Below are 24,612 nucleotides of genomic sequence, written 5' to 3'. Positions count from 1 at the left end.
TGCAGTCCGGGCTGACCCGTCGACTAGAGGGTCACCATGTCTAGACCACGCGACGGCGCATGCCGCGTGAGGCTGGCTGTCGCCGAGACATGCACCAGCGTCTCGTTGGCACCTCGCGGGCGGCGGCGTCATGGCGCCAGGCTAGCCATGACGCCGCCGCCCCAGCTCACCGCACGACCTCGTCCGCCTCGCCCGTGAGACCGAGCTTCTCGGCCACGTAGTCCACGTCCTTGTCCCCGCGGCCGGAGAGGTTGACGAGGATCCGCTCGTCCCGGCCCATCTGCGGGGCGAGGCGGATCGCGCGCGCCACGGCGTGCGCGGACTCGAGCGCGGGGATGACGCCCTCGAGCCGCGTGAGCCGCTGGAACGCGTCGAGCACGGCCGCGTCGTCCTCGGCCACGTACCGGACACGGCCGACGCGCGCGAAGTGGGCGTGCTGTGGGCCGACGCCCGGGTAGTCCAGGCCCGAGGCGATCGAGTGCACGGGGTCCGGGGTGCCGTCGTCGTCGGCGAGGACGAGGGTGGCCATGCCGTGGAGAACGCCGTCGCGGCCCTGGGTCATGGTCATCGCGTGCTCGCCCTTGGCCGAGGAGCGTCCGCCGGGCTCGACGCCCACGAGCGCGACGTCGGCGTCGTCGAGGAACGCGGTGAACGCGCCGATCGCGTTGGAGCCGCCGCCCACCGCGGCGACGACGGCGCTGGGCAGCGCCCCGAACCGCTCCTGGAACTGGGCGCGGGCCTCGCGGCCGACCACGGACTGGAAGTCGCGGATCATCGTGGGGAACGGGTGCGGGCCCACCACGGAGCCGATCGCGAACAGGTACTTCTCCGGGTTCGCCGCGTACACCTCGAACGCCGAGTCCACGGCCTCCTTCAGGGAGCGGCCCTCGCGCTCCACCGAGACGACCTTCGTGCCGAGCAGGCGCATGCGCACCACGTTGGGGTGCTGCTTGGCCACGTCGATCGCGCCCATGTGGATCTCGCAGTCGAGGCCGACCATCGCGGCCGCCGTCGCCAGGGCCACGCCGTGCTGGCCGGCGCCGGTCTCCGCGATCAGGCTGCGCTTGCCCATGCGCTTGGCGAGCAGCGCCTCGCCGATCGTGTGGTTGATCTTGTGGGCGCCCGTGTGGTTCAGGTCCTCGCGCTTGAGCACGATCCGTGCGCCGCCGAGCTCGTCGGAGAGGCGGTCCAGCGGGGTCAGGGGGGAGGGGCGCCCGACGGCGTCGCGCAGCAGGCGTCGGTATTCGGCGTAGAACTCGGGGTCCTGGCGCGCCTCGGCGTACGCGCGGGCGACCTCGGCCATGGGGCCGGCCAGCTGCGGGGGCAGGTGGGCGCCGCCGTACTGGCCGAACATGCCGTCCGCGGAGACGTCCAGGTCCGGGGTGGTGACGAGGTCGCAGGCCTCGGCGAGGGTGCGGGGCTCGGGGGCGCCTCTCAGGGCGTTGTCCTCGGGGTTGCGGTGGGTCATCGGGGGTCCTCCTGGGATGGGGCCCGCCGGAGCCGCTCATGACCGAGTCGCCCGGCAGGCGAGCGGCTCGTCGTGTCAGATGCGCATGACCGGGGCCGCCCTCAGGCGGTCCACCACTGCTGCGCGTGCATCTGCATGGGGCCAGCGTACTGCACGTCGGGGGAGGCGTGAGTCTCACCATGTGGCTGCAAATCTCAGAATATGGACGCCGCTCCCCGTCTCAGTGAATCGCGATTCACCCTGGATCCATGACCATCACCGCCGTCGACACCCCGTCCCTGACCGCCGAGGCCGCCGCTGTGCTCGCCGCCACTCCGGGCATGCGGTACGCCGAGTTCCTCACCGCCGCCCCCGCAGTGCCCGGCATCGTGGCCGTGGTGGCCGAGGAGTCAGCCCGTGCCGCCCTGGGCCTCACCCCCGCCGCCGGTGACGTCCTCGCCGTCGACGTGGCCGACGAGAGCCTGCAGTGCCGCGAGGTGCGCGCCGCCTTTCAGTCCGGTCGTACCGGCGTCTCACCGCTGCGCCAGGCGTTCGCCGCCCTGCTGGCGGGCGAGCTCGGCCTGGATGTGGAGCGCACCAGCCCGGGTGCGGCGGGGGTGGGCTTCGCCCTCACCCCGGAGTCCGAGGAGACGCTCACGGCGTGGATGCGGGAGCACCTGACGCTGCGCGCCTGGGTCGCCCAGGACGCCTCCGCCCTCGAGGGGGTCGCCCGAGAGGTGGCCGCCGATCTCGCCCCGGCCCTGCAGCCGGGCGCTCTGGAGGCCCCTGTGGCGCAGCGGGTCGCGGCCATGAGGGCCTCCGCCCGCCGGTCCGCCACGCTCTGAGCCGGCTGGTCGCCTCGGCCTCAAGGGAGTGGGCTCGGGGGCTGGAGTGCCCCTTTCTCGTTTAGAGTTCCTTACGCGTTCATCGCTTCCCGTTTCTTCTTCGAGAATGGACCACTATGACTCAGCCCGCGTCTATCCCAGAGGGATCTTCCGACACCTCGGCGGAGCCTGCGACTGCCCCTCATCAGTGGGGGCACGGCTTCCAGCCCGGGGGAGCCCCCGGGTCGGCGTCGAAGAAGGGAAAGGTGAAGAAGTCCCGCGGGGGGAAGTTGCGGGTGAATTGGCCGGTTGCTCGTTTCTGGTGGGCCTTGGCTATGCTCGTCGGGTTCTTTCTATCCTTCATCGCGACTGTTCCCAGTGGGGCTGCGGGGGACTGGTCAAAGGATTTGAGCGCTGCCGAGATGAAGTATTCCTTTCAGGCGAATGAGGCGAACGGCGCGCCCCAGCAGGCCGTATTGAACGGCTGGCACACGAATGACCTCTTGGGCATCCAAGCCAAGATCGCCGGGGACCAGCGCGATCAGTCCCATCGTCTTACGGCACTTGTCTTCTTCCTGGGGCTTGGTCTCCTGGGGGACCTGGTACTGCGTAATGCAGAGGCCTTTCGGGAAAGCAAGGGGAGCTGAAGCTCAGCTCTGCTCACCATGGCAGGGCGTCCTGATCCCTGGCGGTTCCAACAGGAGGCGGCGTGCGAGCACCCCTTGGCCACCCGAAGGGCACCTCCAGGACATAGAACGCAGAGGGGAGAGTCGGATGCATAGCGTCCTCCCTCACTGTCGCCCAATGAGCTCCCACGGGGCAAAGGTGACTGAGTTGTAGGCCCTTCCCTTGTTCCTTTGCGAAGTTCACAGATGCAATGGGGATGTTTTTCGGGACTGGTAAGGCCCGGGGCGTGCGGGCAAGGGCTCGTCAGTCCGCGGCGCTGAGCATCAGTGCGATGTTCCGCCGGGCTCGCAGGGTTTCGCGCGCATCGGCGGCGGGGGAGCGTCGGGGCGCTCGGTCTCGTCATACTGCAAGGGGCCGTCCTTGAGCCGGCCGATGGCCTTCTCGGGCTTTCTCGCAGTACTCGCCGGCTGGGCCCAGATGTTGAGGGAGGAGAAAGCCCTGCAGCATGAGGGTCTTGGTCGCCGCCCACCTTGTCGAAGTAGACGTCGATGCCGTCCGGGGCCGCCTCCGTGCGCGGATCCGCCACGCCGAGGCAGGCGGGGTCGGGCACGGAGGCGCCCACGGCGATGTCCGAGGCACGGGATTCGGTCACGGTGCGGACCCCGCCGCCGTCGAGGGGGCGTCCACCTCGAATGGGGCCACGTCGGACGCGACGTCGTTCATGTGGCCACCCATGCACGGGCCCACAGACATGACGGTGCTGGTGACGAGCACCTGACCCTCCTCCAGCTCCGCGAGGGTCATGGTCTCGAGTCGGAAGTCCTCCGGGGTGGGGGACGCCCCGAGGCCGCTGACAGGATGGGTGCATGAAGCACGAGATCGTCCTCACCCGCGGGGACCTCACCCTGCGCCCCCTCTCACCCACCGACGGCCCCGCCCTGCGCGAGCTCGTCGACGCGGCCATGTGGGCGGGGAACAGTGCGCCCCTGCCGGTGGACGGCGCGGCCATGTCCGCGCACCTCGCCGAGCTGATCGAGCGGGAGGGCGCCTTCGCGTTCGCCGTCGAGCAGGGCGGGGAGCTGGTGGGGCGCACGAGCCTCTACGACCTGGTGCCGGGGCTGCGGGTGGAGGTGGGGCACACGGTCTACGCCCGTCGGGTGTGGGGCACCTCCGTGAACCCCGGCTGCAAGCTGCTGCTGTTCGGGCACGCGTTCGAGGAATGGGCGCTGGAGCGGGTGGCCCTGCGCTGCGACCACCGCAACGCCCGTTCACACGCCGCCATCGCCCGCCTGGGGGCGACGTTCGAGGGCACTCTGCGCCGCTTCCGCCCGGCGGCGGACGGCACGATCGCCGACGTCGACTACTTCAGCGTGGTGCGCGAGGAGTGGCCCGCGGTGCGCGCCGGGCTCGAGGCGCGCCTGACCGCCTAGGAGTGTACAACGGGGGGATGCCACCCGAATCCTCTGTCCCGTCCGCCGAGCGCGGGCCCTCCCGCCCCCGCCCGGCCGCCGTCGCCGCCCGCCCGGAGGCCCCTTCCCCGCGGGCGACCGCCCTGCTGTTCGCGCTCGCGGTGGCCGCCGGCTCCGTGATGCCGTTGCAGGGCCGCATCAACTCCCGCCTCGCCCACCTGACGGGCGACCCCGTCCTCGCCGCGCTGTGCTCCTTCGCGGCGGGCCTGGCCGTCATGGTGCTCGTGAGCGTGCTGACGCCGCGGGGTCGCCGGGGCCTGGCCCGCATCCGCCCGGCCCTGGCCGCGGGGTCCGTGCGCCCGTGGTACGCGGTGGCGGGCATGATCGGCGGGCTCCTGGTGCTCACCCAGTCCGCGACGATCGGTCCCCTCGGCGTGGCCGTGTTCACGGTCGCCGTGGTCACCGGGCAGGTGGTCGGCGGGATGGTCGTGGACCGGCTCGGGCTCAGCCCCGCCGGGGTGCAGCGCCTGACGCCGCGGCGCCTCACGGGGGCGGCGCTCGCCCTGGCCGCGGTCGCCCTCGTGGTGTGGCCCTCGCTCGGCGAGGCCGGCGGCGGGCCCGGCTGGGCGCTGCTGGCCCTGCTGCCCCTGCTGGCAGGCCTGGCCACCGCCGGGCAGCAGGTGTTCAACGCCCGTCAGACCACGGCCTACGGCACCGCCATCCCGGCGACCCTGGTCAACTTCACCGCCGGCGTCCTCTTCCTCGGGATCGTGTGGGGCGGGATCGCCCTGGCCTCCGGCCACGGCATGCCCGCGCTGCCGCACGACTGGCGGCTCTACCTCGGCGGCCCGCTGGGGTGCGTGTTCATCGGGGTGGGGGCCATGGTCGTCCCGCGCCTGGGCGTCTTCGCCGCCACCCTCGGCCTGGTCTCGGGCAACCTCCTGGGCTCCCTCGTGGTGGACCTGGTGGCCCCCACCGACGGATCCACGGTCACCACGACGACGGTGCTGGGCACCCTGGGCGCCCTCGCCGCCGTCGCGCTCGCGTCCTGGCCGGCGCGGCGCCGATAGCGCCGCCCGCGGCGGCAGGCCGCCGTCACCGCTCGGGACTCAGGCGCGGGCCACGGTCCCCCGCCGCCCGTGCCGGCGACCGTGCATCACGAAGTAGTACCCGGCGGCGATCACCAGCACACCCGCCAGGGCCGCGTACATGGCGCCGTAGCCGGCCGAGGCCACGAGCCCGCCGAGGAGCACGGGGCCCAGGCCCAGCCCCACGTCCGCGAACAGCATGAGGGTGGAGATGCCGGCGCCGAGCTGGTGGGAGGGCACCGCGTTCACGGCGATCGCCTGGGCCGCGGGCATGAGCGTGCCGTAGCCGAGGCCGCTCAGCGCCCCGGCCAGCACCACCTGCCAGTCGCGCGTGGCGAAGGCCAGCACCAGGAGCGCGGCTGTGAAGCAGAGGAGGGCGGGGTAGACGACGGCGTCGTCCCCCCGGCGGTCCTGCAGGGTGCCCAGGGTGAGGCGCATGACGAGCATCGCCGCGGCGTAGGCCAGGAAGAAGAGGCCGGCGCCGGCCGTGAGCCCGCGCTCCACCGAGTAGGCGTTCAGGTAGGTGAGGATCCCGGCGTAGCTCAGGCCCACCAGCAGCATGAAGCCGCCGATCGGCAGGACCGCCGGGTGCAGCACGGAGCGCAGGCGGAAGCCCACCGCGGGGGCGGGGTGCTCCAGGGGGACCTCGCCGGCGGCGCGCTCACCGTCGACGCCCGCCGCGGCGGGCGCCTCGCGCACCAGCAGGCCCAGCACGAGGCTGACCACCGTGATCCCCAGAGTCGCCCGGAACAGCCACGCGTAGCCGATGGAGCCGGCGAGGAAGAGCCCCAGGGCGGGGCCGATCGCGGTGGCCAGGGTGGTGCCCAGCGCGAGGTGGCCGGTGGCCTCCGCGCGTCGCCCGTCGGGGATGGCCGCCTGGGCCAGGGCCATGACGGCGGTGCTGGCGAAGGCGTAGCTGGCGCCGTGGAGCATGCGCACCGCCACGAGGGCCGGCAGCGAGGAGGCGACGAGGTAGAGCGTGCAGGACAGCGCGACGGCGACCAGGGCCACCACCAGGACGCGGCGCTTGCCGAAGCGGTCCACCACGTGGCCGGTGACCACGCGGCTGACGGTGGCGCCGATGACGAAGGCGCTCGAGGCCAGCCCCGCCCCGGCGTCCGAGGCGGCGAACTGCCGGACCGCGTACACGGCCATGGTGGTGACGAGGGCGTAGAACGCGAGGAACTGGAGGAAGGAGACCACCCAGGCGAGGACGAAGGTGGGGGAGGCGATGCGTTCCTGCTCGGCGATTTGCATGATGCAAAAGGTAGCATCGTTTGCATGATGCAATCATCTGAGGGGGCGTGGGCCGACCCGGTCCGCGGGATCATGTACGAGCACATGCTCCTGCTGCGGGTGGCCACGCAGGGGGTGGCCCCCTACGGCCGGTCGAGCGCGCTGGAGCGCAGCGCCACCGTGCTGCTCGCCCGCCTGGACGCGGGCGGGGCCATGAGCGTCGCCGAGCTGGCCGAGGCCTTCGACCTCGACGTCTCCACCGTCCACCGGCAGGTGGCCGCCGCCATGAAGGCCGGCCTCGTCGAGCGGGTGGCGGACCCCGACGGCGGCTCCGCCCGGCTGCACCGTCCCACGGAGGAGGGACGCGCCCGCCTCGCCGCGGAGCTGAGCTCCCGCGCGGACAACGTGGCGCAGATCGTCTCCTCCTGGCCAGCCGAGGACGTCGTCGAGTTCAGCAGGCTCCTGCGTCGTTTCAACGAGGGGGCGGAGGAGCGCCGGGGCCACCCGTGGCCCCGGCCGCAGACGGGCCCCGGTGCGGAGGACCCCCGGCCCTGAGCGCCGCGCCCGCCCTCAGGCGCGACGGATGCGGTCGGCCAGCGCGGCCGACTCCGCCGGGTCCAGCACGGCCGCCGGATGCGGCCCCGCCGCGGCGAGGCGCTCCGTGCAGCCGGCCTCTCCCAGCGGCGCCCCCGCGGCCAGCACGACGTTGCCCCAGTCCAGGCGCTCCAGCATCCCCTGGTCCGCGAGCGTCCACGGGCCGGCCACCCCGGCCTCGGCGGCCGCCTCCTCGAGGGCGCCCAGCTCGGCGCCCAGGAAGTGCAGGCCGGCGTCGTCGCCGATGTTCACCAGCAGCACCCCGCCCGCCGTCAGCAGCTCGAGCAGCTCCCCGTAGAACACGGCGCCGCGCAGGTGCTCGGCGCCCTCCTCGCCGGTGCCGATGTCCAGCACGACGGCGTCGAACCGCTCCCCGTCCATCGCGAGGTCGACGGCGGCCAGGCGCGCGTCCGCGACCACGGAGACGAGGTCCGTGCCCGCCGGCAGGGGCAGTTCGGCGAGCACGAAGGACACGAGCTCCCGGTCCAGGTCGACCACCGTCTGCTCCGAGCCGGGTCGGGTCGCCTGGAGGTAGCGCGGCAGGGTCAGCGCGCCCGCGCCGAGGTGCAGGACCCGCACCGGCGCGCCCGTCGGGGCGACGCCGTCGAGCACGTGGGCCATGCGGCGCAGGTACTCGTAGCGGATGCGAGCGGGGTCGGCCAGGTCCACGTGGGACTGGACGGCCCCGCCGATCTCCAGGACGAACCCGCCGAACTCGTCGGGGGCGATGCGGGCGTCCACGCCCGACGTGGACAGGTGGACGGTGCGGCCGGAGGGGGAGGGCTGGGCGGGCATGCCCCCAGCATCCCACCCCTCAGTACGCTGGACGGATGAGTCAGAACGTCCTCACCGTCTACGGCGCCGACTGGTGCCGAGACTGCCTGCGCACCAAGCGCCAGCTCGATGAGCTCGGCGTCGCCTACGACTATGTGGACCTCGTCGCCGACCCGGCCCAGGCCGATGCCGCCGAGCGGATCTCCGGCCGGAAGAACATCCCCGTGGTCGTGTTCCCCGACGGCGACCACCAGGTGGAGCCGACCAACGAGGAGACCGCGGCCAAGCTCACCGCGCTGGGCCTGATCTGAGGTCGGGGGCCGCTCCCGGCGCGAGCCCCGCCGGCGCTCTCGGCGGGTGCGCATCGGGGTCTACGCTCTCCCCATGGAGCACTTCGACGAGACCGCCCTGCCCGCCCCCGAGGACCGCGTCGTGTCCGCGACCCGTCACGTCGACGCGCCGGCCGGCGTCGTCTTCGAGCTGATCGCGGACCCCTCCCGCCAGCCCGAGTGGGACGGCAACGACAACCTGGCCGAGGCCGCCCCCGGGCAGCGGGTGACCGCCGTCGGGGACGTGTTCGTCATGACCCTGCAGAAGGGCGTGGACCGCGCGAACCACGTGGTCGAGTTCGAGGAGGGCCGCCGCATCGCCTGGAAGCCCTCCGAGGTCGGCGGGGAGCCGTTCGGCCAGCTGTGGCGGTGGGAGGTCGAGGGCGACGACGAGGGCGGCTGCCGCGTCACCCACACCTATGACTGGACCGCCCTCACCGACCCGAAGCGCATCCAGAAGGCGCTGCGGACCGGCGAAGAGCAGCTGCGCGCGTCGATCGACCGGCTCGCGGACCTCGCCGAGCGCCAGGGCTGAGGGCAGGCGACGCCCGCCGCCGTCGCGCCCCCCGCGCCGCCGTCAGCGGTTGAGTCGCTCGCCGGTCTCGGCGTGGAACAGGTGCACGCGCTCCGGGTCCGGGACCACGTGCACCACGGACCCCTTCTCCGGCGCTGTGTAGCCCACCGTCCGCAGGGTGATGAGCCGCTCCTCGCCGCCGATCGTCGCGTGACCGTACACGTATGCGTCCGCGCCGAGCTCCTCCACGGTGTCCACCTCCACGGGCAGGCCGGCGGCGTCGTCGCTGACCACCAGGTTCTCGGGGCGCACGCCGAGGTCCACCGCCGTGCCGGCGTCGGCCAGATCCTCCCGCGGCACGGGGATGACCGTCTCGCCCCAGTGCACGCCCTCGTGCGTGGCGGGCATGCGGAAGATGTTCATGGCGGGGGAGCCGATGAACCCGGCGACGAACACGTTCATCGGGCGCTCGTAGAGGTTGCGCGGCGTGTCCACCTGCTGTAGGCGGCCCTCCTTGAGGACCGCCACCCGGTCGCCCATGGTCATGGCCTCGGTCTGGTCATGGGTCACGTACACGGTGGTGGTGCCCAGACGGCGGGTCAGGTTGGCGATCTGGGCGCGGGTCTGCACGCGCAGCTTCGCGTCCAGGTTGGAGAGCGGCTCGTCCATGAGGAACACCTGCGGGTCGCGCACGATCGCCCGGCCCATGGCCACGCGCTGACGCTGGCCCCCGGAGAGGGCCTTCGGCTTGCGGTCCAGGTACTCGGTCAGGTCCAGCAGCTTCGCGGCGTCCTCGACGCGGCGGCGCCGCTCGTCCGCGGGGACGCCGGCGATCTTCAGGGCGAAGCCCATGTTGTCCGCCACGGTCATGTGCGGGTACAGGGCGTAGTTCTGGAACACCATCGCGATGTCCCGGTCCTTGGGGTCCACATCGGTGACGTCCCGGTCGCCGATCAGGATGCTGCCGTGGGAGAGCTCCTCGAGGCCGGCGAGCATGCGCAGGGAGGTGGACTTGCCGCAGCCGGAGGGGCCCACGAGCACGAGGAACTCGCCGTCGGCGATCTCCAGGTCGAGGGAGTCGACGGCGGGGCGGGGGGAGCCGGGGTACTGGCGGCTGGCGGAGCGGAAGGTCACGGAGGCCATGGTGGGGTTCCTTTCACGGGCAGGTACGTGCCCGACGATCCAAGGTGAAGGAGAGGGGTGGGTGGGGGGTCGGGGCTGACGGTCTACGGCGGCGCGGTGCTCGCCCTCGGCCGCAGGGCCAGGTGGTGCATGATCCGGTGGGGGTGGGCGGCGCCGTCGAGGGCGCCGAGCGCCAGGCGGACGGCGCGGCGGCCCTGCTCGAGCGGGTTCTGGTCCACGGTGCTGATGCCCAGGCGGGCGGCCTCGGGGTGGCCGTCCAGGCCCATCACGGACACGTCCTCGGGCACGCGCAGCCCCAGGGAGTGGGCTGCCATCCACGTGCCCATGGCCATCTCGTCCGAGATGCACATGACCGCCGTCGGCCGGCGCCGCGGGTCGGCGAGGAGGGCGCGCGCCTGGTGGTAGGTGCCGCCGATGGTGAAGTCCGCGGGCACCATCCAGTCGGCCGGCGTGCGCACCCCGGTGGCGGCGAGGGCGTGCAGGAACCCGCGGGTGCGCTCGGTGCTGACCTGGAACTCGATGTCCTCGTCTACGCGGCCCACGTAGGCGATGTCCCGGTGTCCGAGCTCCAGCAGGTGCTCGGTGGCCATCCGTGCGGCGCGGGCGTGGTCCACCTGGACGGCGGTGAACCAGTCCGGCAGGGTCTCACCCGCCGGCAGGCGGCCGCCGACGGCGATCACGGGCAGGCCGAGGCGTTCGAGTCCGGCGAGCTCGAACATGCTCAGCCGGAACGAGAGGGTGATCAGGGCGTCCAGCCGCCGTCGGGGCAGCAGGTCTGAGATGACCGTGGACCGACGCTCCGGGTCCTGGCCGACGTCGTAGAGCGTCAGGTCGTACCCGTGCCGCACGAGCTCGTCCGCGGCGCCCTCGAGCACGGCGGCGAAGAACCACCGGTGGACGGAGGGGGTCACCAGCCCGATGTTGCGGGTGCGGCCCGAGGCGAGCGAAGAAGCGGCGGAGTCCGCCACGTAGCCGAGCGTGGCGACGGCCTCCTGGACTCGGGTGCGCGTGGCGGCCGCCACGGGGCCGGAGCCGGTGAGGGCGCGGGAGGCGGTGGCGGTGGAGACCCCGGCCATGCGGGCGACGTCCTTGATGCCGACCATCGGCGGTCCTCCTCCCGGTTCATGGGGTTCTGCGGCGGGGCGGGTGCACGACGGCGGCGGGCCGGGGGTCGATGCGTGGCACCAGAGTACGGCACGGCAGGCGCGGTGGTGGAAGCGCTTCCATTCCGGTTTCAGCCGGTCTTGACCTCCGCCCCCACTCCCGCATGCCCGTGTTCATGCGGGAGCGCACCTCTGTGTGGCATATCACAGTGGAAGCGTTTACACTCCTGGGGACTGACTCCTTCAGCCGCCGGGGGCAGGCGCCGTCTCACCGCGGGGCCCACGTCGGCGACGCAACGGCCGGCGCATGCCGCGGGCCACCCCTCGTGAAAGGCACATCATGCAGTCGACGACGACCGGCGGCCTCTTCCGCCGCCCGCTCAGCCTGACCCTCACCGCGGCGTTCTCCGCCCTCGCGCTCACCGCGTGCGGCGGCGGCTCCTCCGCCCCGGCGTCCTCCTCCCCGGCCGGCGCCACCGAGCAGGGCACGGCCACCGCGTCCCCGAGCCAGGACCTCTCCGAGGCCGGCGCCAGCACCATCACCATGTGGGTGGACCAGAACCGCCAGGAGCCGCTGCAGGCCGTGGCGGAGGACTTCAAGGAGGACACCGGGATCACGGTGGAGCTCGTGGTCAAGGACAACTCCACGATGAAGGACGACTTCATCACCCAGAACCCCACGGGCGAGGGCCCGGACGTGATCGTCGGCGCCCACGACTGGATCGGCTCGCTCGTGCAGAACGGCACCATCGAGCCCCTTGAGCTGGGCGAGAGAGCCGGCGACTTCGTGGAGTCCTCCGTGCAGGCCGTCACCTATGAGGGTCAGACCTGGGGCGTGCCGTACTCCGTGGAGAACATCGCCATCCTGCGCAACACCGAGCTGGCCGAGTCCACCCCGGCCTCCTTCGACGAGATGATCGCGGAGGGCCGGAAGGCCGTCGACGCCGGCGAGGCCGAGTACCCGTTCGTGGTGGGCCTGGACGCCGTCAACGGCGACCCGTACCACTTGTACCCGTTCCAGACCTCCATGGGCGCCCCCGTGTTCAAGCAGGCCGAGGACGGCTCGTACGACACCGGCTCGCTGGCCATGGGCGGGCCCGAGGGTGAGGCCTTCGCCGAGAAGCTGGCCGAGTACGGCGAGTCCGGGGTGCTGAACCCGAACATGACCGCGGACATCGCCAAGGAGCAGTTCAACTCCGGCAACGCGGCCTACTTCATCACCGGCCCGTGGAACATCGAGGAGGCCGAGGCGGCCGGCGTCGACTTCGAGGTCGAGGCCATCCCGTCCATGGGCGACCAGCCGGCGCAGCCGTTCGTGGGCGTCAACGCCTTCTTCGTCTCCTCAGAGTCCGAGAACCAGCTGGCCGCGAATGAGTTCGTGGTCAACTACCTCTCCACCGAGGCGGCCCAGGACGCGCTCTTCGCCGAGGGCAAGCGTCCCCCGGCGCTGACCGCCTCCTTCGACAAGGCGGCCTCGGACGAGACCGTGAAGGCGTTCGGCGAGATCGGCGAGAACGGCGTCCCCATGCCGGCGGCCCCCGAGATGGGCGCGGTGTTCGAGTTCTGGGGCGGCGCCGAGATGAGCATCATCAAGGGCGAGGGCGACCCGGTCCAGACCTGGCAGAAGATGATCTCCGACATCGAGGGCCGCATCGGCCAGTGATCCGGCGCGGTCCACCTCCGGCGTCCCCGCGGGGACGCCGGAGGCGGACCGTGGCCCTGCGCCCTCGGGGCGCGCATCCCCCCCTTCCACGGCAGGCCCTCGGGCCGGATGAGGAACCATGAGCCCGTCTTCCACCGCGTCGGACCGGTCCGACGCCGCCACCGCCGCCCTCGACGACGCCGCGCGCCGCACCGGCCCGGGCCGCCGTCGTCGTGCGGACGCCCGGGGTACCGAGGGCCTCGGCGGCACGCTGGCCAAGATCGTCCTGCTGGGCCTCGTGGACGCCTTCGCGGCGTTCCTGCTGTTCCAGCTCGCGGCCGCGGGGGACTGGGTGGTGTTCGCGCTGACCCTGGCGGTCACGATCGGCATCAACTGGATCTACCTGCGCCGCGGCGGCCTGCCGGCCAAGTACCTCGCCCCCGGCCTGTTCTTCCTGATGCTGTTCCAGGTGTTCGTGGTGGTCTACTCCTCCTACGTCGCCTTCACGAACTACGGCGCCGGGCACAACTCGGACAAGGCCGCGGCGATCGAGATCATCCAGCGCTCCTCCTCCATCCGCGTGCCGGACTCCCCGGTGTACGACATCACGGTGCTGGAGGAGGGCGGCGACCTCTACCTGCTGACCCTGCGGGACGGGGAGCCCGTCCTCGGCGGCGCGGACCAGGCGCTGGAGCCGGTCGAGGCCCAGATGCAGGACGGGGAGCCGGTGGGGGTGGAGGGGTACACCACCCTGCGGTTCGGCGACCTGCTGCAGCGTCAGGACCAGGTCGCCCGCCTGAAGGTCCCGCTGAGCGACGACGCCGCGGACGGCACCCTGGAGACGCGCGACGGCTCCCGCGGGTACGTGTACGCGCCGCGTCTGGAGTACGACGAGGCCCGGGACACCTTCACGGACCTCGAGAGCGGCGTGGAGTACCGGGACAACGGCGAGGGCCAGTTCCAGGCGGACGACGGCAGCACGCTGCAGACCGGCTGGCGGGTGTTCGTCGGCCTGGACAACTTCACGCGCGCGTTCACCGACCCCGAGCTGCGCGACCCGCTCCTGCGGGTCACCGTGTGGACCTTCGCCTTCGCGTTCCTGAGCGTGGCCACGACGTTCGCCGTCGGGCTGCTGCTGGCGATCGCCTTCAACCGTTCGGACATGCGCGGCAAGAAGGTCTACCGGGTGATGATGATCCTGCCGTACGCGTTCCCGGCGTTCCTGTCCGGCCTCGTGTGGGCCGGCCTGCTCAACCCGGAGTTCGGCTTCGTCAACACCGTGTTCTTCGGCGGCGCGGACATCCCGTGGCTCACCGACCCGTGGCTGGCCCGGCTGTCGGTGCTCGTGGTGAACCTGTGGCTGGGCTTCCCCTACATGTTCCTGGTGACCACGGGCGCCCTGCAGTCCCTGCCCGAGGACGTGGACGAGGCCGCCCGCATGGACGGCGCCGGCCCGTGGCGCATCTTCCGCTCCATCAAGCTGCCCCTGCTGCTGGTCTCGGTGGCGCCGCTGCTGATCTCCTCGTTCGCGTTCAACTTCAACAACTTCAACATCATCTACATGCTGACCGGCGGCGGACCGCGGTTCCCCGACGCGGGCTCGAACATCGGCGCCACAGACCTGCTGATCACGGTCGTCTACAAGACGGCGTTCAGCGGGGTGGGGCGCGACTACGGCCTGGCCTCCGCCCTGTCCATCGTGATCTTCCTGATCGTGGCGACCATCTCGGCGATCAGCTTCCGGCAGACCAAGGCGCTCGAGGAGATCGACAAGTGAGCATCCCCCAGGATTCCGGACGGCCCCGGCCGGACGCCCCGACCTCGCCCCTCGCCGCCGCCCTGGCGCAGCAGGAGACGGACCCGCTGCGCTGGGAGGAGGACCCGGCCCCGCCACGACGCCGCCGCTCGTTCGGCCGCTGGATGCGGGAGCTGGGCTGGCGTCACGCGGTGGGCGTGCTGGCCAGCGCGTTCGCACTGTTCCCGCTGCTGTACGTGCTGTCCGCGTCGCTCGACCCGACTGGCACGATGGCGAGCTCGAACCGGCTGTTCTCCTCGTTCAGCGGGCAGAACTACGTGGACCTGTTCAGCGACCCGAACCGGCCCTTCGGCCGCTGGTTCCTCAACACGATGGTGATCGGCGTCATCACGTCCGTGATGACGGTGTTCCTCGGTGCCCTGGCCGCCTACGCGTTCTCCCGGATGCGGTTCACGGGCCGCCGCGTGGGGCTGCTGACGCTGCTGCTGGTGCAGATGTTCCCGCAGCTGCTCGCGGTGGTGGCGATCTTCCTGCTGCTGACCTACATCGGCAACCTGGTGCCCGTCCTGGGCATCGGCTCGCAGCTCGGCCTCATCCTCGTGTATCTGGGCGGCGCGCTCGGGGTGAACACGTACCTGATGTACGGGTTCTTCAACACCATCCCGCCGTCGCTGGACGAGGCTGCCAAGCTCGACGGTGCCTCGCACGCGCGGATCTTCTTCTCGATCATCCTGCGCCTGGTGACCCCCATCCTCGCGGTGGTGGCCCTGCTGTCCTTCATCACCACGGTCTCGGAGTTCGTGATCGCCTCCGTAGTGCTCACGGACCCGTCCGCGCAGACGCTCGCGGTGGGCCTCTACGGCTACGTCTCGGAGACCCGCTCCGAGAACTGGGGCGTGTTCGCGGCCGGCGCCGTGCTGGCGGCCCTGCCCGTGATGGCGCTGTTCCTGTTCCTGCAGCGGTACATCGTCTCCGGCCTCACGGCCGGCGGCGTGAAGGGCTGAGCCGACGACGGCGGTGGGAGGGGCGCCCGCCCCTCCCGCCTCACGGCAACGCCAGCCGGAACACCTTCTTCCACGCGGAGCCCACCTGCCGCAGCAGCGGGCCGGTCGTGTACGGCAGGCCGTAGCGGGCGCAGATCTCACGGACCTGGGGCGCCACCTCGGCGTACCGGCTGGACGGCAGGTCCGGGAACAGGTGGTGCTCCACCTGGTGGGAGAGGTTGCCGGTCATGAAGTGCATCAGCTTCGAACCGGAGATGTTCGCGGAGCCGATCATCTGCCGCACGTACCAGTCGCCGCGGGTCTCACCGTCCACCATCTCCTCGGAGAACGTCTCCGCCCCCTCCGGGAAGTGCCCGCAGAAGATGACCGAGTGCGCCCAGATGTTGCGCAGGCCGTTGGCCAGCAGCGTGCCCGCGAGCGTGGCCTTGCCCGAGCCGGTCAGCACCTCGGCGACGGCTGGCGTGGCCACGTAGTCCTTGGCGAACTGCCGGGCCGCCTTGACGCCCACGGAGCGCAGATCCGTCATCAGCTCCTCGCGGGACTTCTCCCCGCTCTGCACGCGGTCCAGCTCGAGGTCGTAGAGGGCGATGCCCCACTCGAAGATCGGGGCCAGCCCCGCGTTGATCACGGGGTTGAGCAGGTGCCGCGGCTGCCACGGCTCGGACTCGTCCATGCGCAGCACGTTGTAGCCCACGTCCCGGTCCTTGCCGACGACGTTGGTCCAGCGGTGGTGCAGGTCGTTGTGGGTGTTCTGCCAGGCCCGCGACGGCGTCACGAAGTCCCACTCCCACGTGGTGGAGTGGATGTCCGGGTCGCGCATCCAGTCCCACTGGCCGTGGAGCACGTTGTGCCCGATCTCCATGTTCTCCACGATCTTCGCGACCGTGAGCATGGCCGTGCCCGCCACGAACGCGGCGGGGTGTCGTGCGTTGAGCAGGAGGGCGCGGCCGCCGAGCTCGAGCCGGCGCTGCCAGCGGATGACGCGGCGGATGTAGGCCGCGTCGGAGGTGCCGCGGCGGGCGAGCACGTCGTCGCGGATCGCGTCCAGCTCCCGGCCCAGCTCGGCCACCTGCGCGTCCGTCAGGTGGGCGGCGCCGGGCGGGCGCACCGCCGGGCTCCCGACGACGCCCGGCAGTCCCGGCGTCGTGGCGGCGGCGGTGGAGCGGGACGTGGCGGCACGGGACTCGGCGGTGTGGGGAGCCCAGCTCGTGGTGTCGGGGCGGTCCTGCGGCAGGACCCGGGCGGCGCGGCCGCGCACGGTGGTGCCGGGGATGGCCAGGGCCAGATCGTCCGGGGCGGTGGCGCCGGTGCGGCTGGGGGTGGTGGGTGTCTGGGTCATGCGGTGCTCCTGGGGACGGGAGGCGGGGGATGGTCGGGGAGGCCCGGGTCTCGGCCGGGTGTCAGGTTCAGAGGTCGAGGCTCAGCGGGCCGGCGGCGGCGCTCACGCAGGTCTGGATCAGCTCGCCGGGCTCGCCGTGGACTTCGCCGGAGCGCAGGTCGGTGACCTGGCCGGAGCGCAGGGGGGTCAGGCAGGCGTGGCAGATGCCCATGCGGCAGCCGGACGGGGCGGCGACGCCGGCCTCCTCGGCCACGATCAGCAGCGGCACGTCACCGGGAGCGTCGGCCTCGGCGTCGGCGTGCTCGAACACCACGCGGCCGCCCGCGCCGGCCACGCCCGCCGCGAAGTCCGCACGGAAGCGCTCGATGCGCAGGTCCTCGCCGGCCTCGCGCCGCCAGAGGTCCTCGGCGTCGTCGAGGAACTCGGCGGGGCCGCACGCGTAGGCGGCCCGGTCGCGCCAGTCGGGGCACAGGTCCTCGAGCTCGGCGGGGGAGGACAGGTCCAGGCGGCCCTCGTCCGCGGTGTGGCGGTGCACCACGCGCAGGCCCGGGAACTGGTCGGCCAGCTCGGCGAGCTCCTCGCGGAACAGGGCGTCCTCGGGGGTGCGGGAGGAGTGGATGAGCACGACGTCGGCGTCCGCGCGGGCCGGCACGAGCGTGCGGATCATGGACATCACCGGGGTCAGGCCCGAGCCGGCCGTGAGCATCAGCAGGGCGCGCGGCTCGTCCGGGAGGGTGAAGTCGCCCTCGGGGACGTCGAGGAACAGGACGTCGCCGGGCTTCGTGCGGCGCACGAGCGTGCCGGAGACGAGGCCGATGTCGGACACCGTGATCTCGGGGTCGGCGCCCGCGGGAGCGGAGAGCGAGTAGGAGCGCCACTGGCGCACGCCGTCCACGTCCACCCCGATGCGGGCCCACTGGCCGGCGTCGTGGGCCCGCCAGCCCGGGCCCGGGCGGAAGGCGATGGTGGCGGTGCCGGGCGTCTCGCGCGTCACGGAGGTGACCACGCCGCGCAGCTGCCGCGAGGAGTGCACGGGGTCGAGCAGGCTGAGGACGTCCTGCGGGGCGAGCGGGTGCAGGAGCGTCGACGCCAGACGGGAGAACAGAGACGGGCCGACCATGGCTCCAGTCTATGGCTCGGCATGCCGCAGTTCTTCGTCTTCAGCGTACGATCTGGGCCATCACTTCATCGCGAGGAGACAAGATTGAGTGTGACGCAGACCACCCCCGCCCCCGACTGGCGCCCGCCCTGGCAGTCCCTCCCCGACGACCTCGCGGAGCGCCTGGCCCCGGCGATCCCCGGGATCATGGAGCGCATCATCGAGACGGTCCCGGACCAGATCCCCGCCTACGCGGCGGCGCGCGACGGCCACTACGGCAAGAACCTCACCGCCGGCGTGACCACCGCCCTCGAGCAGCTGATGAGCCTGCCCGGCACCACCCGCCCGGCCCTGAACAGCGAGTCCCGCGTCCTCATGGCCCGCCTGGGGGCCGGCGAGTTCCGCGAGGGGCGCTCCATGGACGCCCTGCTCGGCGCGTACCGCACCTCCGCGCGGATCGTGTTCCGCGAGCTCTCCGCCGAGTGCGCGCGCCTGGGCCTGGAGATGTCCGTGGTGATCGAGCTGGGCGAGTCCATCTGGGCGTACATCGACGAGCTCTCCTCCGTCAGCGCCCAGGCGTACGCGGAGGCGCAGTCCGCCCAGGCGGGCGTGCTCGAGCTGCACCGCGCCGCCCTCGCCACCGCCCTGGTCCGGGGCGGGACCGAGGAGAAGGAGGTGCAACGGCTGGCCGCGCTCGCGGACTGGCGGCTGCCGCGCCGGCTGGCGGTGGTGGTGCTGCCCGCGGACGCCGGCGTCGCCGTCCGGGAGAGGCTGGGCCGGGCCGGGCTCGTGGTGGAGCGGGACTCGGAGGTGGTCGCCGTGATCGACGCGACGCCCTCCCAGGGCCGCCGCGAGCGCATGCTGCGCCTGCTGGCGGGGACGGCCGCCGTCGTCGGGCCGGCCGTGGACTGGCCGCTCGTGCCCCACTCCTACCGGGTGGCCCGCACGCTGGCCGTCCAGGAGGCGGCGGGCCGGACGGCGGAGCCCGCGCAGGGGGAGGACGACGACGGCGCCCCGTCCCCGATCCTCGCCGCGGACCACCTGGCGCGCGTGGTGCTGGGGGCCGAGCCGCGCGTCGTGACGCAGCTGGCCGAACGCGTGCTGGCGCCCCTGGACGAGGTGAGCGAGGCGAAGCGGGCGGTGCTGGAGGAGACCCTGCTCGCCTGGCTCACGCACTGGGGCCAGCGGGCGCCGATCGCCGCGGAGCTCGGCGTGCACCCCCAGACCGTGGGGTACCGGGTGGGCCGGCTGCGCGAGCTGTTCGGGGAGGCCCTCGAGGACCCCGACGCGCGGTTCGACCTGGAGATCGTGCTGCGGGCGCGGCGGGACGGGGTCGGGTGAGCGGGGCGGCAGGGGGTGCCGTCTGACGGGGGCCTTCACTAGCGTGGGTGGACCACGCATCCCGACGAGGGACCCCGACGAGAGAAGAGGGACAGTGCCATGACGAACGCCCCGAACCGCGACGAGCTCCCCCTGCCGGACTACGACCACATCCCCAACGGCACGCTGCCGACCCGGATCACCGGCCTCGACGAGTCGCAGGTGGAGCAGCTGCTCGCCTACGAGCGCGCCCACGGCGACCGCCTGCCCGTGGTGCAGGTCCTCGAGACGCGGCTCGAGGCGCTGCGCTCCGGCGCCCAGCCCTCCGGCGATCAGGTGCCGGACACCCCGGAGGTCGGCGGCTCCCGCACCGGCTCGCCCGTGACCCCGGAGACGAGCGGCCCGCCCGTGGAGCCCCTGAGCCGCGGCATCCCGGCCGACCCGCAGCACCCCGGCAACCGCTGAGCCGGCCGGGCGTCGCCTGACAGGGCGGCCCCCCGCGGAACGCGGCCACGACGCCCCGTCTCCTTCCTGTGAGAGGCGACGCGTCGTGGCCGCCTCGCGTTCCGGGCGATCCCGCGGTCCGGCCACGGAGCGCCTGCGAGGGTCCCCGTAGCGTGTTTGTGAGCTGGGTTATATTTCGACACAGCTGCGGCGGGCCTTCGGGCGCTGACGTGCGAGGCTGCCGGATTCCCGGCTGTCCGGCTCCTACTCACGGATGGGTGAAACGGCATGACTGAATTCGAGGACAAGCTTGCGCAAGTGGCTCGGCGAGCCCGCGACTACGCAAGCTCCCTGGACACGGAAGAGGCGACGAAGAACGCGCTCGTCATGCCATTCATCTCGCAGGTGTTGGGCTACGACGTGTTCGATCCCCAGGAGGTCGTCCCGGAGTTCGTCGCAGATCTGGGCCTGAAGAAGGGGGAGAAGATCGACTACGCCATCATGCGGGAGGGGAAGGTCAACATCCTCGTGGAGGCCAAGAAGGTCGGCTCGGAGCTGTCCCTGGCGCACGCGAGCCAGCTGGTGCGCTACTTCCACACCAGTGAAGCGCGGATCGGCGTGCTCACCAACGGGCGGGTGTGGAACTTCTACACGGACCTCGACAAGGCCAACATCCTCGACGAGCGTCCGTTCCTCGTCCTCGATCTTCTGGACATCGACCCGGTCACCGTGCCGAAGCTCGAGCAGCTGGCGAAGGGATCCTTCGATCTCGACTCGGTCATCGCCGCAGCCGAGGAGCTGAAGTACGTATCGGCCATCAAGCGCGAGATTTCTGCCGAGATGGCTGCGCCGAGCGATGAGTTGGTGAAGGTCCTCGCCAAGCGCGTGTACTCCGGGTACATGAACGCCAAGGCGGTGGAGACCTTCACCCGGCTCACCGAGGAGGCTGCGCGCCAGTACATCAACGATCGCGTCAACGCGCGGCTGAAGACTGCCCTGGGCGACCAGGTCGCTCCGGTACTGGCGGCTCCCGCTGAGCCCGTGGCCACCGGCGATCAGACGGTCCTGTCCGACGAGGAGAACGGTCAGGAGGGCCAGCTCAAGCCGGGCGTGGTGACGACCGAAGAGGAGATCGAGGGTTTCCGCATCATCAAGGCGATTCTCGCCGGAATCGTGCCGATGAACCGCGTCTACATGCGCGACGCAGCCTCGTACTGCAGCGTCATCCTGGACGACAACAATCGGAAGCCGATCGCGCGCCTTCACTTCGACGGGAAGGTGAAATATCTGGTGCTGTTCGATGCGGACAAGAACAGGACGCGGGCCGACCTCGAGAACTTGGAGGACATCTACGAATCCGCCGAGGCACTGCGGAGCGTCGTCAGCTCCTACGTCGGGGCCTGAGCGGACTCTGACCCGCCTACTGACCGGATCCGGCCCGCGGGCGGGCAGGACTGTGCCCCGCCGCCGTCGATGCGCCACCCTGGTGCGCACGCCCCGGTGGGACAGACCCGCCGGGCGCCGACCCGAGAGGACGTCATGACCCATCACGAGCGCGACGACCGCCAGGCCCTGGCCGCCGGCGAGACCTACCTGATCCACGTGCTGGAGACCTCCGACCCGCCCGGCAACCCGGACCACTACCGGATCACGGACGCGGTCGAGGCCCACCACGCGTCCACCGGCTCCTACGACGTCGAGGCCGGCGGCCTGGACGCCGCCCGCGAGCTGCTCGCCCGCCACGCCAAGTGAGCGACCGGGGCTGAGACGTCCGGCCGGGCCGCGCCTCACGCGCCCGGCCGGAGCCTCATCCCCAGCACGGTGCGCGCCTCGAGCCCCAGAGCCGCGCGGGCCTCGGGCGCGCCGGTGCGGTCCTCGCCCACCACGGTCATCCCGATCCGCTCGGCCACCCGGCGCGAGGCCGTGTTCTCCGGGTGGATGATCGCCACGAGCTCGTGGTGCCCCAGCACGTCCCGGGCGTGGTCCCGGCAGGCGGCGGCCGCTTCGGTGGCGTAGCCGCGCCCCCACAGGTCGGCCCGCACGTGGTAGCCGACCTCCAGGCGAGGCTCCCCGTTGACCTCCTGCCACGTCAGGCCGCAGTCGCCCACGAAGCCGGGCCCGCCGTCGTCGTGGGTCTCGATGATCCACAGCCCGTGCCCGTCCTGCGCGTACCGGCGCCGGTTGCCCGCGATCCACGCCGCCGCCTCCGCGCGCGTGCGCGGGGCGGGGTAGAAGCGCATCACCACGGGATCGGCGAGGAGGCCGGCCAGGTGGTCGAGGTCGGCGTCGGCCATCTCGCGGAAGCGCAGACGGGCGGTGGGGGCGGGCGGCATGCGCCCAGGCTAGCGGCGGGCGGATGCGCCCCGCCTCTTGTCTGCGCGGGGCCGGGCTGGTCGACTGTGCCCATGCCGCATTCCCTCTCCCTGCGCCCGTTGCGGGTGGATGACGCCGAGGCCATGGCCGCGGTCCTCGCCGACCCGGACCTGTACACGTACACCGGCGGGACGCCGCCGGGCGAGGAGGAGCTGCGGCAGCGGTACGCGATCCTCGCGCGCGGTCGCTCCGAGGACGGCGCGGAGGACTGGGCCAACTGGATCGTGGTGCTGGAGCCGGAGGGCCGGCCGGTCGGCTACGTCCAGGCCACCATCCCCGTGGACGGGGGACCCACGCAGATCGCCTGGCTGATCGGCACGCCGTGGCAGGGCCGCGGGCTGGCGAAGGAGGCCGCCGGCCTCCTCAAGGGCGAGCTGCGGGACCGGGGGGTGCGGCGCCTCGTGGCGGATGTCCACCCCGAGCACACGGCCTCCCAGCGGGTCGCCCAGGCGATCGGCCTGGCGCCGACGGACGAGGTCGTGGACGGGGAGGTCCGCTGGGCCGGGTCCGTGGACGACGGCGGCGGCCCGGTCACCGGCTGAGGCCGCGGCGCCGCTCCGGGTAGGAGCCGCCGAGCTCCACGCCCCGCTCGGCCAGGTAGGCCTCCGGGTCCACCGGCTCGCCGTCCACGCGCAGCTCCAGGTGCAGGTGCACGCCGGTGGCGGCGCCGGTCTGCCCGACGCCGGCCAGGTGGTCCCCGGCGGAGACGCGCTGGCCCGCGTCCACCACGGTGGAGTCCGGGGCGGCGTGCAGGTAGCGCCACACGTGGCCGTCCCCGGCGTCCACGGCGAGCAGGTTGCCGCCCGCGTCCCCGCCGGCCTCCACGAATAGGACTCGGCCGTCGGACACCGAGTGGAAGGGCGTGCCCTCCGGCACCCCGCCGAGGTCCACGCCGTCGTGGCGGGTCAGGGCCTCCTCGGACACCCCCGAGGGCACCACGCCCTCGCCGAACGGGTTGGGGCGGGGCCCGAAGCGGGAGGTCACGCGGCCCTGCACGGGCTCGGCGTACCCCTGCGTGTTCACCGTGGGCGGGGCGGGGGTGAAGCCGCCGTTCCAGCGCCGCCGCTCGGCGCCCGCGCCGGCGTCGTCCCGGCCGGCCGGACCGAACGCGAGGACCAGCGCCAGGACGGTCGCGATCAGGGCCAGCGCCCCCACTGCGGCCAGCACGCCCCCGGCCACACCGCTGCCCGGGGAGCCGGCGCCGGGGGTCGGGGTGGTCATCCCCTCAGTCTGTCATGCAGGGTCGGGACGGCCCCGGCCTTCGCCCACGGCATCCCGGCCCGCCACCAGCTCCCGCCCGCGCTCGTAGTCCTCGTCCGCGTTGTAGGTCAGCACGCCCACCACGCGGTCCTGCGCGTCCGTGTACCAGAGAGTGAACCCGCCGGTGCGCTCCACCATGCGGGCCTGCTCGTGGCCGTCGCCCCACGCGGCGTGCTTGAGCGTGTGCTCGCCGATGGTGCTCCAGAACCCGGGCACGGCCTCCCACCGCCGCAGGGACTCCGGGTCCGCCGTCGCCGCGTGGGCCAGCACGGAGGCCTGGCCGGCGCCGCCCGGCACGCCGACCTCGGTGCGGGCCGCGTTGTGCCCGGCGACCTCGCCCATGCCGAGGGCGTCGCCCCAGTGCTCCACGGGGATCGGCCGGCCGGCCACGGCGTGGTGGGCGCGGGCCACGTCCCCGGCCACCCACACGCCCGGCGCCGCCGCCAGGTGCTCGTCCGCCACGATCCGCCCCTCGTGCATGGTCAGCTCGGAGTCCTCGAGCCACCCGCCCCCCGGCTCGACCCCCACCGCGGCGAGGATCAGGTCCGGGGCGAGCGTGGCGCCGTCGTCGAGGTGGACGGTGCGCGGGGCGCGCACCTGCCCCACCCGCACGCCGGTGCGCAGCTCGACGCCGGCGCCGATCAGCCACTGCGCGATCCGATCGCCCGCCTCGCGGCCGAGCCGCTTCTGCTGCGGCACCTCGTCCGGGGTGACCAGCGTGGTGGCCACCCCGCGCAGGGCCAGGGAGGCGGCCGCCTCGCAGCCGATGAACCCCGAGCCGATCACGACGGCGGAGCGCGCGTGCCCGGCGGAGGCCACCAGGCGGCGGGCGTGGTCGAGAGAGCGCAGCAGGTGCACCTCGGCGTCGTCGTCCGCGACGGGCAGGGGCTTCGGGTGCGCGCCGAGGGCGAGGATCAGGCGCTCGAAGCGGACCGGCTCCTCGCCGACCCGCAGCGTCCGCGCGGCGAGGTCCGCGCCGGTGACGGTGGTGCCGCGGCGCAGCTCGACGCCGTCCGGCAGCTCCTCCCCGGCGATCGGCGTGCCCTCGGGGGCCGCCATGCCGCGCAGCAGCTCCTTGGACAGCGGCGGACGCTCATAGGGGTGGTCCACGTCCGAGGTGAGCATGAGGACGGGGCCGGGTCCCCCGGCGTCGAGGTAGGCGCGGGCGGCGCTGGCGCCGGCGGGGCCGCTGCCCACGATCACGAGCGGGTACGGGGTGGAGCTGTGCTGGGCCATACGGCCAGCATGCGCACCCGTCACGGGCGGGCGCCAGGGCCGACGGGCACC

General features: G+C 72.8%; 25 protein-coding genes and 1 pseudogene. 15 read left to right on the top strand and 11 right to left on the bottom strand.

Annotation, left to right across the window (positions count from 1 at the left end; all coding sequences use genetic code 11):
• Positions 1-166: 166 nt before the first annotated feature.
• A complete protein-coding gene (gene trpB / locus AC0VX2_RS11450) occupies positions 167-1,468 on the bottom strand; it encodes a tryptophan synthase subunit beta (RefSeq protein ID WP_222115549.1) in 1,302 nt (433 codons plus the stop codon).
• A gap of 248 nt (positions 1,469-1,716) precedes the next feature.
• Here trpB and AC0VX2_RS11445 point away from each other — a divergent pair, with 248 nt between their 5' ends.
• Positions 1,717-2,292, top strand: coding sequence for a hypothetical protein (locus AC0VX2_RS11445; protein ID WP_069941221.1), 576 nt, complete (start codon positions 1,717-1,719; stop codon positions 2,290-2,292).
• A 245-nt stretch (positions 2,293-2,537) separates the two neighbouring features.
• Complete coding sequence (locus tag AC0VX2_RS11440) at positions 2,538-2,918, top strand: hypothetical protein (protein WP_170080054.1); 381 nt, start codon at positions 2,538-2,540, stop codon at positions 2,916-2,918.
• A 628-nt stretch (positions 2,919-3,546) separates the two neighbouring features.
• On the opposite strand, the pseudogene AC0VX2_RS11435 reads toward AC0VX2_RS11440, so the two are convergent.
• Positions 3,547-3,723, bottom strand: a pseudogene (locus AC0VX2_RS11435) (hypothetical protein); the annotation flags it as partial.
• Between the two features lie 41 nt (positions 3,724-3,764).
• Here AC0VX2_RS11435 and AC0VX2_RS11430 point away from each other — a divergent pair.
• Together AC0VX2_RS11430 and AC0VX2_RS11425 are read left to right on the top strand one after the other, a co-directional pair.
• Positions 3,765-4,328 (top strand): GNAT family N-acetyltransferase, encoded by a 564-nt coding sequence (locus tag AC0VX2_RS11430; protein WP_101965895.1) that lies wholly within the window; start codon positions 3,765-3,767, stop codon positions 4,326-4,328.
• A gap of 17 nt (positions 4,329-4,345) precedes the next feature.
• On the top strand, positions 4,346-5,377 hold the full coding sequence (locus AC0VX2_RS11425; RefSeq protein ID WP_101965894.1) for a DMT family transporter: 1,032 nt from the start codon (positions 4,346-4,348) through the stop codon (positions 5,375-5,377).
• A 39-nt stretch (positions 5,378-5,416) separates the two neighbouring features.
• Here AC0VX2_RS11425 and AC0VX2_RS11420 read toward each other — a convergent pair whose 3' ends face one another.
• Positions 5,417-6,652 (bottom strand): MFS transporter, encoded by a 1,236-nt coding sequence (locus AC0VX2_RS11420; RefSeq protein WP_101965893.1) that lies wholly within the window; start codon positions 6,650-6,652, stop codon positions 5,417-5,419.
• 24 nt (positions 6,653-6,676) lie between these two features.
• On the opposite strand from AC0VX2_RS11420, the gene AC0VX2_RS11415 reads away from it, so the two are divergent.
• Complete coding sequence (locus AC0VX2_RS11415; protein WP_101965892.1) at positions 6,677-7,186, top strand: MarR family winged helix-turn-helix transcriptional regulator; 510 nt, start codon at positions 6,677-6,679, stop codon at positions 7,184-7,186.
• A 15-nt stretch (positions 7,187-7,201) separates the two neighbouring features.
• Here AC0VX2_RS11415 and AC0VX2_RS11410 read toward each other — a convergent pair whose 3' ends face one another.
• Positions 7,202-8,020 carry a spermidine synthase gene (locus tag AC0VX2_RS11410; protein WP_101965891.1) on the bottom strand — a complete coding sequence of 273 codons (819 nt, stop codon included), beginning with the start codon at positions 8,018-8,020 and terminating at the stop codon, positions 7,202-7,204.
• 35 nt (positions 8,021-8,055) lie between these two features.
• On the opposite strand from AC0VX2_RS11410, the gene AC0VX2_RS11405 reads away from it, so the two are divergent.
• Positions 8,056-8,310, top strand: a complete 255-nt coding sequence (locus AC0VX2_RS11405) for a glutaredoxin family protein (RefSeq protein WP_020624868.1) — start codon at positions 8,056-8,058, stop codon at positions 8,308-8,310.
• A gap of 73 nt (positions 8,311-8,383) precedes the next feature.
• Positions 8,384-8,863, top strand: a complete 480-nt coding sequence (locus AC0VX2_RS11400) for an SRPBCC family protein (RefSeq protein WP_060973835.1) — start codon at positions 8,384-8,386, stop codon at positions 8,861-8,863.
• Positions 8,864-8,905: 42 nt separating this feature from the next.
• Here AC0VX2_RS11400 and AC0VX2_RS11395 read toward each other — a convergent pair whose 3' ends face one another.
• Together AC0VX2_RS11395 and AC0VX2_RS11390 are read right to left on the bottom strand one after the other, a co-directional pair.
• The gene (locus tag AC0VX2_RS11395) at positions 8,906-9,985 is read right to left on the bottom strand and encodes an ABC transporter ATP-binding protein (RefSeq protein ID WP_020624545.1); all 1,080 of its coding nucleotides are present in this window, start codon (positions 9,983-9,985) and stop codon (positions 8,906-8,908) included.
• An 83-nt stretch (positions 9,986-10,068) separates the two neighbouring features.
• Positions 10,069-11,088 (bottom strand): LacI family DNA-binding transcriptional regulator, encoded by a 1,020-nt coding sequence (locus tag AC0VX2_RS11390; protein ID WP_020624544.1) that lies wholly within the window; start codon positions 11,086-11,088, stop codon positions 10,069-10,071.
• A gap of 340 nt (positions 11,089-11,428) precedes the next feature.
• Between AC0VX2_RS11390 and AC0VX2_RS11385 the strand changes: the two genes are divergently transcribed.
• The 3 genes from AC0VX2_RS11385 to AC0VX2_RS11375 all read left to right on the top strand — a co-directional run bounded on the left by AC0VX2_RS11385 (position 11,429) and on the right by AC0VX2_RS11375 (position 15,490).
• On the top strand, positions 11,429-12,751 hold the full coding sequence (locus AC0VX2_RS11385; RefSeq protein ID WP_044659341.1) for a sugar ABC transporter substrate-binding protein: 1,323 nt from the start codon (positions 11,429-11,431) through the stop codon (positions 12,749-12,751).
• 118 nt (positions 12,752-12,869) lie between these two features.
• Positions 12,870-14,507, top strand: coding sequence for an ABC transporter permease subunit (locus tag AC0VX2_RS11380; protein WP_020624872.1), 1,638 nt, complete (start codon positions 12,870-12,872; stop codon positions 14,505-14,507).
• A gap of 62 nt (positions 14,508-14,569) precedes the next feature.
• The gene (locus AC0VX2_RS11375; protein WP_041104154.1) at positions 14,570-15,490 is read left to right on the top strand and encodes a sugar ABC transporter permease; all 921 of its coding nucleotides are present in this window, start codon (positions 14,570-14,572) and stop codon (positions 15,488-15,490) included.
• A gap of 40 nt (positions 15,491-15,530) precedes the next feature.
• On the opposite strand, the gene AC0VX2_RS11370 is transcribed toward AC0VX2_RS11375, so the two are convergent.
• Together AC0VX2_RS11370 and AC0VX2_RS11365 are read right to left on the bottom strand one after the other, a co-directional pair.
• Positions 15,531-16,829, bottom strand: coding sequence for a fatty acid desaturase family protein (locus tag AC0VX2_RS11370; RefSeq protein WP_020624874.1), 1,299 nt, complete (start codon positions 16,827-16,829; stop codon positions 15,531-15,533).
• Between the two features lie 67 nt (positions 16,830-16,896).
• On the bottom strand, positions 16,897-17,949 hold the full coding sequence (locus AC0VX2_RS11365) for a ferredoxin reductase (protein WP_020624875.1): 1,053 nt from the start codon (positions 17,947-17,949) through the stop codon (positions 16,897-16,899).
• Positions 17,950-18,039: 90 nt separating this feature from the next.
• Here AC0VX2_RS11365 and AC0VX2_RS11360 point away from each other — a divergent pair, with 90 nt between their 5' ends.
• The 4 genes from AC0VX2_RS11360 (at position 18,040) to AC0VX2_RS11345 (ending at position 21,444) form a co-directional block, all read left to right on the top strand.
• Complete coding sequence (locus AC0VX2_RS11360; protein ID WP_020624876.1) at positions 18,040-19,269, top strand: PucR family transcriptional regulator; 1,230 nt, start codon at positions 18,040-18,042, stop codon at positions 19,267-19,269.
• A gap of 99 nt (positions 19,270-19,368) precedes the next feature.
• A complete protein-coding gene (locus AC0VX2_RS11355; protein WP_010079880.1) occupies positions 19,369-19,713 on the top strand; it encodes a DUF8129 domain-containing protein in 345 nt (114 codons plus the stop codon).
• Between the two features lie 267 nt (positions 19,714-19,980).
• Positions 19,981-21,096: a type I restriction endonuclease gene (locus AC0VX2_RS11350; protein WP_036314529.1), complete on the top strand. Its 1,116-nt coding sequence runs from the start codon at positions 19,981-19,983 to the stop codon at positions 21,094-21,096.
• Between the two features lie 135 nt (positions 21,097-21,231).
• Positions 21,232-21,444: a hypothetical protein gene (locus AC0VX2_RS11345; RefSeq protein ID WP_010079881.1), complete on the top strand. Its 213-nt coding sequence runs from the start codon at positions 21,232-21,234 to the stop codon at positions 21,442-21,444.
• 35 nt (positions 21,445-21,479) lie between these two features.
• Here AC0VX2_RS11345 and AC0VX2_RS11340 read toward each other — a convergent pair whose 3' ends face one another.
• A complete protein-coding gene (locus AC0VX2_RS11340; RefSeq protein ID WP_020624710.1) occupies positions 21,480-22,025 on the bottom strand; it encodes a GNAT family N-acetyltransferase in 546 nt (181 codons plus the stop codon).
• Positions 22,026-22,097: 72 nt separating this feature from the next.
• On the opposite strand from AC0VX2_RS11340, the gene AC0VX2_RS11335 reads away from it, so the two are divergent.
• The gene (locus AC0VX2_RS11335; protein ID WP_044659331.1) at positions 22,098-22,607 is read left to right on the top strand and encodes a GNAT family N-acetyltransferase; all 510 of its coding nucleotides are present in this window, start codon (positions 22,098-22,100) and stop codon (positions 22,605-22,607) included.
• Here the strand turns inward: AC0VX2_RS11335 and AC0VX2_RS11330 are convergent.
• Positions 22,597-23,286 carry a M23 family metallopeptidase gene (locus AC0VX2_RS11330; protein ID WP_020624712.1) on the bottom strand — a complete coding sequence of 230 codons (690 nt, stop codon included), beginning with the start codon at positions 23,284-23,286 and terminating at the stop codon, positions 22,597-22,599. The genes AC0VX2_RS11335 and AC0VX2_RS11330 overlap by 11 nt on opposite strands.
• A gap of 12 nt (positions 23,287-23,298) precedes the next feature.
• Positions 23,299-24,561, bottom strand: coding sequence for an NAD(P)/FAD-dependent oxidoreductase (locus AC0VX2_RS11325; RefSeq protein WP_020624713.1), 1,263 nt, complete (start codon positions 24,559-24,561; stop codon positions 23,299-23,301).
• Between the last annotated feature and the right edge of the window lie 51 nt (positions 24,562-24,612).

It is taken from the genome of Micrococcus sp. iso_239 (assembly GCF_056173395.1).
The sequence above is the reverse complement of the archived record's forward strand: the minus strand, read 5'-3'. Positions and strand labels throughout refer to the sequence as shown.